This window comes from Bradymonas sediminis (genome assembly GCF_003258315.1).
GTDB lineage: Bacteria > Myxococcota_A > Bradymonadia > Bradymonadales > Bradymonadaceae > Bradymonas > Bradymonas sediminis.
Genome location: NZ_CP030032.1, coordinates 3,185,406 through 3,200,260, shown reverse-complemented (window position 1 = coordinate 3,200,260; position 14,855 = coordinate 3,185,406). Strand labels below are relative to the sequence as shown.

At 60.1% G+C, this 14,855-nt stretch carries 11 protein-coding genes; 7 read left to right on the top strand and 4 right to left on the bottom strand.

All coding sequences use genetic code 11. The features are described 5' to 3' along the window. Positions 1 to 63: 63 nt before the first annotated feature. The 7 genes from aat (at position 64) to DN745_RS12060 (ending at position 7,943) form a co-directional block, all read left to right on the top strand. Entirely contained in the window at positions 64 to 660 is a 597-nt protein-coding gene (gene aat, locus DN745_RS12090; RefSeq protein ID WP_111335188.1) for a leucyl/phenylalanyl-tRNA--protein transferase, read from the top strand. 152 nt (positions 661 to 812) lie between these two features. After that, a complete protein-coding gene (locus DN745_RS12085) occupies positions 813 to 1,406 on the top strand; it encodes a macro domain-containing protein (RefSeq protein WP_111335186.1) in 594 nt (197 codons plus the stop codon). A 19-nt stretch (positions 1,407 to 1,425) separates the two neighbouring features. Then, positions 1,426 to 2,436 carry a mevalonate kinase gene (mvk, locus tag DN745_RS12080; protein WP_162687637.1) on the top strand — a complete coding sequence of 337 codons (1,011 nt, stop codon included), beginning with the start codon at positions 1,426 to 1,428 and terminating at the stop codon, positions 2,434 to 2,436. A 67-nt stretch (positions 2,437 to 2,503) separates the two neighbouring features. After that, positions 2,504 to 3,574 carry a diphosphomevalonate decarboxylase gene (mvaD, locus tag DN745_RS12075; protein WP_111335183.1) on the top strand — a complete coding sequence of 357 codons (1,071 nt, stop codon included), beginning with the start codon at positions 2,504 to 2,506 and terminating at the stop codon, positions 3,572 to 3,574. A gap of 1 nt (position 3,575) precedes the next feature. Further along, entirely contained in the window at positions 3,576 to 4,646 is a 1,071-nt protein-coding gene (locus DN745_RS12070; protein ID WP_162687636.1) for a hypothetical protein, read from the top strand. 321 nt (positions 4,647 to 4,967) lie between these two features. Then, the gene (locus DN745_RS12065; RefSeq protein ID WP_162687635.1) at positions 4,968 to 6,359 is read left to right on the top strand and encodes a hypothetical protein; all 1,392 of its coding nucleotides are present in this window, start codon (positions 4,968 to 4,970) and stop codon (positions 6,357 to 6,359) included. 441 nt (positions 6,360 to 6,800) lie between these two features. Then, the gene (locus DN745_RS12060) at positions 6,801 to 7,943 is read left to right on the top strand and encodes a leucine-rich repeat domain-containing protein (RefSeq protein WP_133621879.1); all 1,143 of its coding nucleotides are present in this window, start codon (positions 6,801 to 6,803) and stop codon (positions 7,941 to 7,943) included. An 81-nt stretch (positions 7,944 to 8,024) separates the two neighbouring features. Here the strand turns inward: DN745_RS12060 and DN745_RS12055 are convergent, their stop codons facing one another. From DN745_RS12055 to DN745_RS12040, 4 genes are all read right to left on the bottom strand, one after another. Then, positions 8,025 to 8,513: a septal ring lytic transglycosylase RlpA family protein gene (locus tag DN745_RS12055; protein WP_204354980.1), complete on the bottom strand. Its 489-nt coding sequence runs from the start codon at positions 8,511 to 8,513 to the stop codon at positions 8,025 to 8,027. 169 nt (positions 8,514 to 8,682) lie between these two features. After that, positions 8,683 to 11,343 (bottom strand): vWA domain-containing protein, encoded by a 2,661-nt coding sequence (locus DN745_RS12050; RefSeq protein WP_133621880.1) that lies wholly within the window; start codon positions 11,341 to 11,343, stop codon positions 8,683 to 8,685. Between the two features lie 1,001 nt (positions 11,344 to 12,344). Next, entirely contained in the window at positions 12,345 to 13,568 is a 1,224-nt protein-coding gene (locus tag DN745_RS12045) for a hypothetical protein (protein WP_111335174.1), read from the bottom strand. Positions 13,569 to 13,646: 78 nt separating this feature from the next. Then, positions 13,647 to 14,804, bottom strand: a complete 1,158-nt coding sequence (locus DN745_RS12040; RefSeq protein ID WP_133621881.1) for a hypothetical protein — start codon at positions 14,802 to 14,804, stop codon at positions 13,647 to 13,649. Positions 14,805 to 14,855: the final 51 nt, after the last annotated feature.

Sequence of the window (14,855 nt, the reverse complement as noted above, 5' to 3'; positions counted from 1 at the left end):
AATGATCGCGCCGATCCAACTCCGAGTCTGGCTGAGACGCCAAGCCATTGTCGCTGGAACCCTGTGAGCGAAAATCTAGACCCAAATCTTTTATTTTCTGCGTATACGCAGGGCATCTTTCCGATGGCCCATCCGGAGTTGGACGGCGAGGTCTACTGGTACGCGCCGGACCCGCGGGCGATTCTGCCCGTGGAGGACTTCCATTGCCCGACTCGGCTGCGCAAGACGGTGGATAAGAAGCCGTTTGAGATTCGCTATAATACGGCGTTTCGTGAGGTGATGCAGGCCTGCGCGGCGCCGCGAAAGATCCAGAAGACCACCTGGATTTCCTCGGGAATCATCGAGGCCTATTGCAAGCTGCATGCGCTTGGGTTTGCGCATTCGGTCGAGGCGTGGCAGGGCGACGCGCTCGTCGGCGGACTCTACGGGGTGAGCATCTCGGGATTCTTCGCCGGCGAGTCGATGTTCTTCCGCGAGACCGACGCCTCCAAGGTCTGCCTGGTGCATCTGATTGAGCGGATGCGCGAGCGTGGAATGCCGTTGCTCGATGTGCAATATTCCAACCCACATCTTGAGCAATTCGGCGTCATTGAGATTCCGCGCGAAGAATACGAGGCCCGCCTGGCGGCGGCGCTGGACCTGCGGGTCCACTTCGCCTGACGCTTTGATTGATTCAGCCTGGGGCGCATTGCTTCTATACCTGCGCCTTTGTTTCCCCTATAAGTCTTTTTATTGGACGCGGCCTGCTTTGAGGAACCGACTAACTTTATCAGCGGACGTGTGTTCTATCTACCCATCTGGAGAGCCATATCATGGCCAAATTACTGACCATCACGCAGGGCGACATCACCATTATTCCTATGGAAAATGGCGCGCTCGTTAATCCATCAAATACCGGCATGATTCTGGGGCGCGGCGTCTCCGCGCAGATTACGCGTCGAGCGGGCCCCTTTATCCAGCAGGCGCTGCATATGAAGCGCAGCACGCTGCGCAATAACCGCCTTGAGCCGGGCCACACGGTTGAGTCCGAGGCCGGGCAATTGCCGGTTAAATATCTGATCCACGCGTCGATCCTCGGGGCAAAGAAGGTCAACCGTCGTCTGATCTCCAATTGCATCCTGAGCGCCTATGACCGGGCCAATCAATTGGAGCTCAACACCATCGCTTTTCCGGCGCTGGGCACCATGATCGCGGGCTTCCCCCTCGATGAATTCCTCAAGGTATTCTGGAAGATCACCAACGAGGAGCTGCCGAGCTCGGAGCACCTCGACCAGGTGATTTTGTGCCTGTCGAATAACGAGGACTTCGAGACCTGCGCGGACTTCTTGGAAGAGAATTTTGACACCCTCAACGAGAATATCGAGGCGGACTTCCGCCCGGATGGTGTCGTCCCGGGAATGCTTTAATCCCAGCGAGGAGACGTTTGTGACGAAGTCAGAGCCACAAAAAGATCTTGGCGCCGAGGCCGTCGTGGCCCGAGGCCACGGCCGCGCGAAGCTGATCTTATTCGGCGAGCACGCGGTCGTTTATGGCAAGCCGGCGGTGGCCGCCGGTTTGCCGCGCGGGGCGACGGCGACGGTTCAATTCAGCGACGCAGCGGTGCATCAATTGACGCTGCGCAGCGCGCTGGATGAGGACGTCTACGCCCGGGTCGAATGCGGCGCGGCGCTCGATAATGTCGGCGTGGACGCCGGCGATGGCGAGCGACTTTGCAAGGCCTTCGCGGCGATCTTGGGGCATTTTGATTGCCCCAAAACGCTGCAGGTCGACGTGACGATCGAGGTCCCGATGGGCGTCGGCCTGGGGAGCTCGGCGGCGTTGTCCGTCGCGGTCGCCCGCGGAATTGGCCAGCTATTGGGGCAACCCGAGCAGGTCGATGAGGCGGTCGATGCGAGCGAACGGGTCTTCCACGGAAACCCCTCCGGCCTCGACCAGATGATGGCGGCCTCCAAGAGCGGGGTGTATTTTTATGCCCGCGCCTACGACTCCGAGCTCGAAGTCGCGCCCATCGAAGCGCCGGCGCTCACGCTCGCCGTATGCGAGGCGGGCCCGGCGGCCTCGACCGCCGCGATGGTCGAGATGGTGGCGCAGCGACGGCTGCGCGAGTCGCAGCTCATCGACTCGGTCAACCAGGTCATCGGTGACACCGCGCGCGCCGCGAGCGCCGCGCTCACCGATGGTGATTGGGCGCGCGTCGGCGAGCTGATGGACATCAACCACGGGGCGCTGTCTTCGCTGGGCGTGACCACGCGCGCGATTGACGCGGCCTGCCACGTCGCGCGCGGCGCCGGCGCGCTCGGGGCCAAACTCACCGGCGCAGGCGGCGGCGGCTGCGTGGTCGCGCTCACCCCAGGCGGCGCCGAAGATGTCCTAAAAGCATGGGCCGAGCATGGGTGGTCTGGCTTCGAGGTCACCATCGATCATCGCTCCAAATAATCCTCAACGAATTAGGCGCGCTTCGGCGCGTTTTTTTGATTAAATTCCATCCTTATTATCCAATCCTATGAAAGCTTTTGCCCTCGCGCATCCGAATATTGCTCTGGTGAAATACTGGGGAAAACGCGACTTCGCCTATAATCTTCCGGGCGCCGGAAGCCTGTCGCTGACCCTGGGCGGGTTGTCGACCCGCACCTGTGTTGAGTTTGACGCGGCGCTCGACGCCGACTCGCTGCAGCTTGATGGAAAAGCGGTGGAGAGCGGCGGAAAGCTCAAGCGCGTGTCCCAGTTCTTGGACCTGGTGCGCGAGCGGGCGGGGATCTCGCAGCACGCGCGCGTGATCTCCGAGAATGACTTTCCCACCGGCGCGGGCCTGGCGTCTTCGGCGTCTGGGTTCGCCGCGCTGGCGCTGGCCGCGACCACGGCGGCCGGGCTTGAGCTGAGCGCCACCGAATTATCGATCCTCGCGCGGCGGGGTTCCGGGTCGGCGGCGCGCAGTCTTTTTGGCGGCTATGTCGAGATGAATGACGGCGTATATGCCATCGGCGAAGACGGGACGAAGGTCGCGACGCGCAGCGCAGAAGAGGCCAGTAAGGCGGCCTATGCTCGCCAGATCGCGCCCGCCGCGCATTGGGATCTGCGCTGTGTCATCGCGGTGACCTCGGCCGGCGAGAAGGATATCGGCTCGACCGAAGGGATGGTGAGCACGCAGAATACCTCGCCGTATTATGAGCAGTGGATTGCGTCGGTGCCAGGCGATATCGAGCGCGCTGCGGCGGCGGTTGCGGCGCGCGATTTCGCGGCCCTTGCCGAAGTCGCCGAGGCGAGTTGCCTGCGCATGCACGCTTCGGCGATGGGCGCGGACCCGGGGATTATCTATTGGAACGCGACCACCGTCGCGCTGATCCACGCGGTGCGCAAGGCGCGCGCCGGTGGTTTGCCGGTCTTTTTTACCATCGACGCCGGTCCCCAGGTGAAGGTGTTTTGCCCGGCCGAGGCGCTCGATGAATGTCGCGCGTTGCTCGCCGGTACCCAGGGCGTGCGCCAAATTTTGGAGGCACACCCGGGCGAGGGCGCGCGGCTCTGCGGTGATTTTGTAAGTGATGCAGCCGCGGCAAAAGACGTCGCGGGAGATTGATATGCTCAAGACCTCGGCGCCCGGAAAACTCTTTTTATTCGGCGAATACGGCGTGATTCGGGGAGGGTGGTGTGTCGTGGCGGCGGTCGACCGGCGGGTGGTCGCGTCGCGCAGTGAGGCGGCCAGTGGCTATGAGCTCGAGGGGGCGGACTTCGACAACCCGCTCGCCTTGCCCGAGGCGGTGGTCGGCGAAGCCGTGCCCGCGGAGTTCGCCGCGCGCGCGCCCAAAGATGTGGGCGTGGCGAATTTGGCGGCGGATGTTCGCGCCGTCTACGACGTGGAGACCGGGCAAAAGTTGGGGCTGGGCTCATCGGCCGCGTCGGCGGTGGCGTTGAGCGCGGCGTTTTTGCTGGAGGATGGCGAGGGCGCGCCGGCGAAGATTGCGTTCAAAGAGCGCGAGGCGATCTTCGACCACGCGTTTCGGGCCCATCGCACACTTCAAAAAGGGCGGGGCAGCTGCGCCGATATCGCCGCGTCGACCTTCGGCCATGTCATCGGGTATCGACTGCTTCGGCCGTCGTCTGGGCTGGCGGATCTGTCGGGCGAAAAGGGGCGCTCGGCGGCGCGCTTTGAGGCGACCAGCCGCAACGCGGAGGCCGAGGTTTTAAGCGGCCTGAAGATTCCCGAGGGGTTGCGGGTCGAGCCGATCTGGCTGGGTTCGCCGGCGACTTCGACAAGCTTTGTGCGCGCCTGTGAGGTTGCTTATCGGCGCGATCCCGTCGCGATGATTGAGGTGTTGGCCGAAACGTCGAGGATCGCCGAGAAGGCGATCCTGGCGCTGCAAGTCGGCGACCTCCCCAGCGTCCTCGCCTGTGTGGAGCGCGGCGACCGCGCCTATGACCGACTCGGCGCGCTGACCGGCGCGCCCATCATCACCGACGCCCACCGCATGCTGCGCAAGCTCGCCGGGGCGCACGGTATTTTTGTAAAACCGTCGGGCGCCGGAGGCGGCGATTTCTCGCTGGCCTTCGCCCCGGTCAGCGCCGATTGGGCCGCGTTTTTTCGCAGTCTTCCCGCCTCGCTGCGCCATCTTCCCCTGGCGCTCGGCGTCCCGGGTGTCGAGCGACACTAATCGGTCGGCGCTCGCCCATCTGCGAAGATCATTTTCATGCCTACCCCTTCTCATTTCTTACTCGCCGTTTACGTTCTTGGCTAAGCGACAAAATGTCGTTCGATGTCAACGACTTAGCTTGGGTTTTGTGACGCAAGCTAAAGCATCCAGGCGGGGCATAAAGGCCCGCGCTGGTCACAAAGGCAACGGACATAAAATGGCGCGCTGGGGGGCGCGCTCGACACAACTGAAGCGTTTTGCGCGGTCGTAGATTATTACCTGGTCTTTGGCGTGTGCCCGACCTGAGTATGGGGCAGTCACACGCCCAGAAAAGGAGTTCGTATGAGCAGGACGAGATGGAGTGTACTTTCGTATCTTGGCGCGGTTTCCCTGTTGGTCGGCGGGCTGAGCGCCTGCGGCGATACCGGCACGGCGGCGCCTTCATATCCCGCGAGCACCGCGGCTCAGTCGGGGGCGGCGACCGCGGCCGAGCAGGTGGCGTCGGTCGATGGTTCGGCGTGTCCGCAGATCCCGGACACGGTCAATATCAACAATCAGGCGGACCTCGACGCCTTTAATTCGCTCGATTGTTTTACCGTCGAGCGCCACCTCTTCGTGCAGGATACCACCGATATCGTCGACCTGAGCGCGCTCCACGGGTTGCGCTCGGTCGGCGGGTATATCGGCATCGCGGATAACGCGGAGTTGACCAGCGCAGAGCTGCCGAACCTGGTTAAAACAGGGGAGGGTCTGGTCTTTGAGGGAAACCTCTCGCTGGCAAGCATCTCCGCGCCGGCGCTTCGCTACGTGAAGGGTAACCTGCACGTCTTCAATAACCAGGCGCTTGAGTCGGCAGAGTTTGGCTGGCTTATCTCGGTCGGCGAGGACGTGATCTTCGCGGGTAATAACGCGATGACGAGCCTGGAGCTGCCGGAACTCGCCACCATCATGGGGCAGTTCATCTTCGAGCATAGTGAGGTCATGACCTGTCTGTGCTTGCCGAATCTGGTCGCGGTCAACGGGGACTTCACGGTCCACTTTAACCCGGGTCTCAAGAGCCTGGCGGCGCCGATGCTCACCACGATCTGGGGAGATGTGACCATCGAGCGAAACGCGGCCCTCGAGGTCTTCGACATGAGCTGCCTGGAGTGGGTCGCCGGTGATCTCACCGTGATTTACAACCATATGTTGGCCCAGTGTAGCGTTGAGGGGACCGCCGCGAGCATCGCGCATATCGGCGGTGATGTGGTCGCCAGTGACAACTACGCGATGTGCCCGGAGGTTCCGGTCACCAGCCAGGACGTGGGTTGCGTGGAGTGCGTGACCGGCATTTGTGCGCCGCGTGAGCCGGGTGATGCGCCGGATAACGGTGATGTGCCGGACGACGATAACGGTGACGTGCCGGACGACGATAACGGTGACATGCCGGATGACGGTGATGACGGGGACATGCCGGATGACGGTGATGACGGGGACATGCCGGATGACGGTGATGACGGGGACATGCCGGATGACGGTGATGACGGGGACATGCCGGATGACGGTGATGATTCCGACGACGATGACGCGGGCGTACCAACGCCGACGCCGCCCATTGAGGACGATCTCCCGGATGATCTCGTGTTGGAACCGATTAGCGCCAGCTTCGACCTTCAGGAAAAAGAGCGAAGCGTCGACGAAGCCGGGGGCGACAGCGAGCTGATGAACAAGACGCCGTTTCCCTATACTCTCTAAACCAAACGCTCGATGAGAGCGTGCTCTCGGTGCGCTAGTTCGCACCAGGCGTGAAGATGCCCGCGTCTCCCGTTTGGGAGGCGCGGGCATTTTCGCGTCCTGTGGTTGGCGGCAGGCAACAGGCCGCGACGGAATTATTCCCGATAAAAAACAAATAGTTGCGCGCCCCCCTTACCGAAACCTGCGAGTCGTTTAGATTACTGAGTACGCAACGAAATGTTGTTCGATATCAGACACTTAGGTCATTCGTTTGCACCGTGTCTTTCCAGAATGTCTCGCCTTGAGGCGGCGGGTCAGCCAGAAGGTGGCCGATATCGAAAGGCGCGCCTGGGGCGCGCGGGTAGCCCGAAGTAATTTGTAGAGTCGTTGGTTTTTGTAAATCCCCGGAGCGCGGTCGACCCGATAAATGGGGGGCGGCGCTCTAAGAAGAGGAGTGTTGGTATGAGTAAGAAGATTTGGAGCATGCTTTCGTATCTTGGTGCAGTTTCTTTGGTCCTTGGCGGTCTGAGCGCGTGCGGCGACACCGGCGTTTCGGCGCCGTCGTTCGGCGAGAGCGCGTCGGCCCAGTCGCCGGCGGCGGGCGCCAGCGGCGGCGGGGTGGTGCCGATGGCGCATCTCTCACCGTGTCCGATGATCCCCGACACGGTCAATATCCATACCCAGGCGGACCTGGACGCCTTCGACTCGCTCGATTGTTTCACCGTTGAGCGCCATCTTTTCGTACAGAATACCAGTGATATCGTCGACTTAAGCCCGCTGCACGGGCTGCGCTCGGTCGGCGGATATATCGGCATCGCCGACAACACCGACCTTAAATATGTGAAATTGCCGAACCTGGAAAAAACCGGCGAGGGCCTGGTCCTGGAGGGCAACCACGCGCTGCGTAAAATCTCGGCCCCGGCGCTTCGCTACGTGAAGGGTAACCTGCATATCTTCAATAACCAGTCGCTCAAATCGGTGAGCTTCGACTGGCTGATCTCGGTGGGCGAGGACATGATCTTCGCGGGTAATAACGCGCTGATGAGCCTCGAGTTGCCCAAGCTCACCACGATTATGGGCCAGTTTATCTTCGAGCATAGTGAGCGCTTCAAATACCTCTGCTTGCCGAACCTGGTGGCCGTCAACGGCGATTTCACCGTCCACTTTAACCCGGGTCTTAAGAGCATCATCGCGCCGGTCCTCACCACGATCTGGGGTGACCTGACGATTGAGCGCAACGCTCGTTTGCAGCTGCTCGAGCTCGACTGCTTGCAGTGGGTCACCGGGGATGTGGTTATCATCTACAACCATATGCTTCCCGAGTGCAGCGTTGATTCGACCGTCGCCGGCATCGCGCATATCGGCGGTGACGTCATCACCAGCGACAACTACGCGGTGTGCCCGGATGTGCGTCCGACCGCGCGTGAACTTGGTTGCACAAAATGTGAAACCAATATCTGCGTGGGCGACCGCTGCGACGACCGATGGGATAGAAAATGTCGCGATAAATGCGACGGCAAGAAGTGTGATGACTACCAGAAACCGCCGTGTAAACGCGGTGATTGTGAGTCCGACGAAAATGGTGATTATCCTGTCCCGGCGTAACTAACGCGCCGCTGGCGCTGAACTAAATAACGCCCGCGCGTCCATTGGATGCGCGGGCGTTTTGGCGGCGTGGGCGCACGCTTATTTTGAGCGTACCCGCGAGCCGTCGCCCCATTGCAGGATGTCGAGCTCTACCGGAAAGACGCCCGGGCCGACCAGGCCGATGTCGACCGCCGCGCCGTAGGACAGGTCGATGATGCGCCCCGGGCTAAACGGGCCGCGGTCATTGATGCGCACGACCACCGAGCGATTTGACCCGGGCTCAATCACCCGCACGATGGTGTGGAAGGGCAGGGTTTTGTGGGCCGCGGTGAATCGGTACATGTCAAACGGTTCGCCCGAGGCGGTCGGGCGCCCCTGGAATCGCTCCCCATACCAGCTCGCTTTCCCGCTGAGCGCGTGTTTTTTGCCGTCGGGCCCTTTGGCCGTGCGGTTGGTGATGAGGTCACCGTGCGGGTCGCGGATGCGCGAGGTGTCGTAGGTCGCGCCGCAGCCGGCCAGCCAGAGCAGGGCGCAGGACAGGGTGAACGCGGCGGTGAGGCGGTCGATTCGAAATCGTTGATTTTGCACAAGAAACTCCACTTCCCGGGTGGGCGAATTGGGCACCATAGCGACTCCGGCGCCGCGGGGCCACAGGCGCGCCAAGAATGCCAGCAAATCTGGAAATGCCAACAAAAAAAGCCGGGCCGGTCAAAAGACCGGCCCGGCTGGGTTCAGCGTGCGCCCTGAGCGCGCGTCATCAATTTAGATAACGTCGCTTCGCGCGGCTCGCGCCGAAGAGTCCGAAGACCCCGAAGAGCCACCAGGCGTCCAGCGGGCTGCTGTCCGAGGTGCCGCTGATGGAGCAAGCCGAGTCATCGGTGTGCGGGGCGCTCGGCGACGAGGTCTGCTCGTTGGCAGCGGCGGCGCTGTCGGAGAAGCTGGGGGTGAGGCCGGTGCCGCAGTAGCAGTTGGCGCTTGAGTCATCCTGAATGGTCTTCTGACCGTCCAAGTGCTCGAAGAATTCGTCCGGACCGTCGAAACCGTTCATCGGGTCGGGATTGCCACCTTCGCAGCCACAGATATTAAGCCCGTGACAGGCGAGCGCTCCGTACTCGCCGCCGAAGTTGCTCTGGAGGCTCCACTCCGGGTCGCTCCAATCTCTAGAGTTATCCGAGAGGTTGTCGACGAAGCCGTCGCAGCTGTCGTCAACGCCGTTGCAGATCTCTGGCATCGGGTTGCGGGTTTGTGCACACACGTCGACACCTTCGACGCAGATATACTCGCCAACACGGCAGCGGCCGTAGAGGACGCCATTTTCAACGTCGCAATTGGCGTCTCCCGCTACGCAGGGAACTTCACATGCCTGGCCGGTCAGCTCACATGCTTCGCAGACCTGGGTGTCGACGCGGGTAATGGTTTGATCCTGAATCTCGTCGCAGAGTTTGGGGCTCAAGTCGATGGAGGTACGCCCCGCGTTTGAGTATTTCCAGCCCTGGTCGGAGAACGACGATGCATTCGCGACACCCTTCGCCGTGAGTTGGTCGACAAATTCGGCCTGAGCGGCGGCGTTGTCGACATGCGGCACGGCGACCACGTCGCCGGCTGCCGGCAGATAAATGCCCACGCGCGTACCCAGCGGATTCGCCGAGGCAGACTGCGTGTCGGGCAGAAGCGTCAGCGGGAAAGTGCATTGCAGGTTCTCAAAGAGCTCGAGCAGGCGGGCCTTGAGCGCGGCACCGTCGGCTGCCGGGATATTGCCCTCACAATCGACTTTCTGCCCATTAAAGTTGTTGCCGCTGCGGACCGCCGAAGCGAGGTCTTCGATGTCCGAATCGTTGTCGGCATAATCGCAGGGGTCGAGCGCGGTCGCCGGATCGTTCATCGAGCAGCCATTTCCAAGACAGCACTGTCCGGTGCCGCCGGCGGCGGCGACCAGTGAGTTCACATTCTCGGCGTTGCCGCTGCCGAAGCCGAGCACATAGGTGGCGATAGGCGCGGGGCTACGTTTTCGAATCTGACAAGCGATTTTTAGGCTATTCTTAAGAGTCGATCCCCAGTTGGGGGCACCGTCGGTGACCATGATCCCGATATTTGGGGAAGTGGCGTCGGTCAGTTTATTCTCATCACGCAAGAGTTCGGTTGCTATATGGAAGGAAGTGCCTCCCGAGGGTGGATCATTTCTATCGAAAGCTGCGTGGACGTGTGATTTAAGGGTGTCCTCATCTGCGCTGATTTCTGTATTCTTGCCGTTCGCCCAGAAATGAAGTCCGAGGCGTAACTTGTCGCAATTCGTACCGTCGGCATCACAGCCATAACCTTGGTGGCTCCAATCAGCGAGGTCTCCGAGGACGCCCCGGGCGGTCGAATGTTTCCAGCCGCGCATGGAACCCGAGTTATCGACGACCATCTGGACGTTGGGTTGGCCGATACGGGTGTCGTGCTGGGTGAGCGGTGCGCAGACGCTGTCGTCGTCGCAGAAGGTCTCGGGGACGCAGATATCTTCCCATTCGTTGGTGCATTCCCAGGTGCCAACGGGGCATGCTGCGCCAGGAGCACTGTTGCACGCTCCACCGGGGATGAATTCGCATGGGCAGGCGACCTGGGTGACAACTTCGTCGTGCTGGCGATTCTGAACCTGGGTGCATGCGTTGCCGACCAGGCGAACCTGGGTGCGGTCCTCGGTGTAGGTCCAGCCGCTGCCCGTCGTATTTGTCGGGTCGATATAGGAGATCGCGCCGGTTTCTTCGCAGCCCGCTTTGGGATCAACAACCTTTACCCAATCAACATAGAGGTTGAGGTCGCCTGAGAGGGGGTTGCACGCGGCGCTGCAGTTGTTCCCGCCATTGCACCACGCGTCATTCTTTTGAACGACGGTGATCCATGTTCGATCGTAGCTGGGAGTAAACGGGAATTCCACGACGGTCCAGTTATTGATGCCCGAGCCGCTCCAGCTGCCGATCAATGCGTTGTCTGCGTAGACCTCGATATCAATCGTGTCGCGGCAATTATGTAGGTAGTCTGCCAGGCGCACGCGGACGATATTCTCCTCGGAGGGTGTGGTCTCAAGGTCGTAGGTTAGCTGGCCTCCGCGACTGTTGACCGCGCCACAAGTCCCGCTGCACGCGAGGCCCAGTTGAGCGCTGGCGGTGGTATAAGCACTGCCGCTTGAGCGAGACGCGTCAAAATCAGCGCCCTCCGCTTTATGGGTGCCGGGGCCTGGGATGCATTGACCCAAAAATACGCGCGTTCCGGCCGGGTCGGCGGGCGCCTTTCCGTCGGGCGTGTTGAGGATGTCGAGCGGGTAGGTGCACGCGATCTGGCTTGTGATGGAGTCGAGGGCGCTCTGGAACGCGGCGCCATCATCGGCCTGGTAGGCGCCGGTGCAAGTCAGATTGCTGCGAGCGTCGCTCGCATTCATGCTGCAAGGGTCAACGGCATTGCCTTTATTATTGACACAACTGCCGGTTCCACCTGCGGCGGCCAGTAGGTTGTTAAATCCAACATCGGCACCGCCACTGAAACCCATCACGTACATTGGGGCGATAGCCCGATGCTCGCAAGCGGCGTTTACTGCATCGTCATAGGCATTGACACCGGAAGTATCTGAATAGTTTGGATACCCATCGGTGATAAGAATGCCAGCATTGGAGGTATTCTGGTTGGAGACTGTTGGGCTGTCCTTCATGGCACGAATAGCCGCGGCGGTCGGGGTCGCACCATATGGGCCACCTTGTTGGGGATGTTCGAAGAAGGCCATCATGGATGCCGCGTCGGTATACCCTGAAGCTTCGGACCAGATGCGCGCCCAATTTGATGATGGTGCAGACACATTGTGGTTATATGAAGTGCTAAAGGTTCCGATGCCAAATTTTATGCGAGGACCTGTCGGTGTGTCGTACCCGGCCAAGGTAGTCCGCAATTCCCTCAGCGAGATATTCCACAGCGAGCCTGACACCTCAAACCATGTCCCGCGTGTGTACAGCCAGCCGGCATTATTCCAGTATCGACCATAACCCCAAGACGGCTCTGCTTGGAGTTCGTGAATAAAATCGGTAACACGGACCGAGTTATTATTCACCGAACCCGGATAGGGATCTGCCCAGCGCGCTGCCGCGTCTGAGGTGAAATCGGTTCGAGAGTTATTCGTCCAATAATCACCACCAGATATCCACCAACCTTCATAGGATCGGGATGGATGACTTTCGATTTCCGTCGTCATTGAACCAGAACGATCTAACATGATCATCGCCTGAGGAACGCTAAGATCGACCTTGCTCGATAGTTTCGAGGAACAGGTATCAAACTCCCAGGCCCAAGATGTCTGGGGAACAAGACCAATGGCCACGATGAGCGCACTTAGTAAAAAGAACGTGTTTCTCTTCATCGATTTAGGTGTTGTAGCTTTTAACATTGTTATCCCTAATTGATGTTCACGTTATAGTTTGCGCTGTCAGTCACCGGATCATTGGAGTCAATGATAATATAGTAATTACCCGCTTGTGTTACTTGATAGGTAACAGACTCTTCGCCGCTTATTCCGCTGTATTCACACGCTGCATTCTGGCCGCAGATATCGCGTTGGATGATGATAGTGTTCGCGACCGAGTCGGCATTGGTATCGACTGTAATTGTCTGATTTGGCTGCAGGTTTTCGGCGATAAAGACGACTTCCTGACCCGAATTCGCCTGACCTATTGGGCCAGTACCGCAGGTATGAGTGCTCATTTTATTGCCGAAGGCGGTAAGTGGCCCAGCCAGCGATGCGCTGCCGTTGGTCACGGGAATCGGATTTGCACAGGAGTCTCCCATGCATGCCTCGGAGCTGCACGAGGTCGGGCAGGTCTGCGTTTCATAGGTGCCAACCGTGTTGCAGATCTTAACTTCGCTTGCGGAAATGCACTCAGACTGACCGGGCTGACAATCTGCGAATGGCGATGATACGCTCATCTGGAAGTTCATTTCGCTGTCGTCAATTGTCCCGTCAAATTCGACGATAAGGTAAACGGGAGTATTTGACCGAATGTTTTGACCTCGAATTCTGCCGTTCGGATTGCAGGTCAGGACGCTGGCTTCATCGCCGCAAGGGTCGGTGCGCAATTCGAACGTCAGGTTGGAGTTGCCCTGCAACGCCAATACGGAGCGCTCCTTAACCGTGAATTTGAAGATCTTGTCGGGCGTGGTTGGGGCACTAAAGTCGCGACAAGAGGTGCGCACGCCATCATTGTCCGCATTATACACAAACGAGACAATATCTACGCCGAAGTCCAACTCGCCGAGGTCCTCGATATCATCGCAGCTGCCGCTGACGCCGGGGCCCGAGGTGTCGGGGCGGCTGGTGTCAAACGGCGTAAAGCCGGCGTCGCCAGAGGCGCCGTCGGGCTCGAAGGGGGCGGTGTCGGCGTCGTCGGGATTACCCGCGTCGAGATCCGGCTTGGTATCACCCTCATCTTTTGTGTCGCCGGGGCTCGCGTCCGGGTCGTCTTTGGTGTCCGGAGTGTCCGTGGCGTCTGGCGCGTCCTTCACATCGCGTCCGGCGTCTGCGCCGGGGATGGGCTTGTTATTGGGCGCCTCATTCTTATCGTCGCAGGCCAGGGGCGCGCTTAATAGTAGTGCGATTAATAAAGTAGATAGTCGCCATGTCATAGTCTGACTCGCTTCCCGGTGGATTCAATTTCCGGCGAATTGGGTGATAAAAAAGGTGGCTTGCGCCGTAATTGAAATCTATTCGTCGACAGTTATTTGATAGGTAAAGGTATCGCTCGTGTTGCTGATAAGGTCGATAATCAGCAGATAGTCACCGTCAGCGGGAACCTGCCAGTTGAGCTTTTCATCGAAGGTGTCACCACCCGCCAGGCAGGTCGGCGTGGAGTCGCAGCCATTTACGATGAAGATGGCGTTGTCGTTGGTGTCGCCGATATCCTGGGAGGTGTCGACGTTGACGGTTTGTCCAGCGCGCAGCCCGTTGAGGGCGACCACGATATCTTTGCCCCGGGTGGGCAGGGGCTCGCCGGAGTCAAAGCACTCCGTGCGCCCGGCGAAGTTGTAGGCGTTGGTGAGACCGGCCAAACTTCCCTCAAGGCGCATGGTGCCGCTGGGGTCCATCTCGATGGCGTTCTCACAAAGGTCGCCGTTGCAGGCGTCGTCGCTGCATCCCGCCGGGCAGGTCGAACTGCTCATGGTGTAGTCGACGTCGCAGCGCTCGATTTCATCGCCGTTGCAGGTCGCCGATTTGGCGGGGAAACATGCAAACGCCTCGGTATCAATGCTGACCTGCACCTCGCCGGTGCTTGCGCGATTGGTGGGTTCAAGTAGTAGGTGGTACTCGATGCCCGGTTCAGCAAAGAAGGTCTGATTTCCCGAGCCGAAACAGGCGAGTCGGGCGGACGCTTCGCAGGTCCCCGTGTTGATCTGCAGGTTCCAATTCCCGATCGTCTCGGAAAGCGCCCGGACCCTTACTCGGGACGGCTGTTCAACCGCAAAGCGGTAGACCAGCTCACGGGAGATGCCCGGCGCGCAGGAGAGGGCGAAGTTGTTCTCGGCGCTCGCTAAGTCACCGACTGTTGAGGTCGATTGGTTCGGCGCGAGGGTGCCAAGATAGGGCGCGTCGCAGAGCTCGGCTTTGGGATCTTCTGGCGTTGTATCAGGCTCCTCAACATCCGGACTCGTCGTATCAGGATCGGCGGCATCAGGATCGCTTGTGGCGTCGCCGTCATCGCCCGCATCGGCGTCGGCGCTGGCGTCATCGCTCGCATCGGGGGCGGAATTATTGCCCGGCGTGATCGTGCCGTTGGGGGCGTCATCATCGCCGCATGCGCCCGCCAGAGCGGCGCAGGCTGCGATTGCTACGAATAAACGCAGTGTTTTTGATTGGTACATCATAGATTATCTTTAAGTGCGGCGACTCAGGTCAATTTCTTGGAGCATGATTGC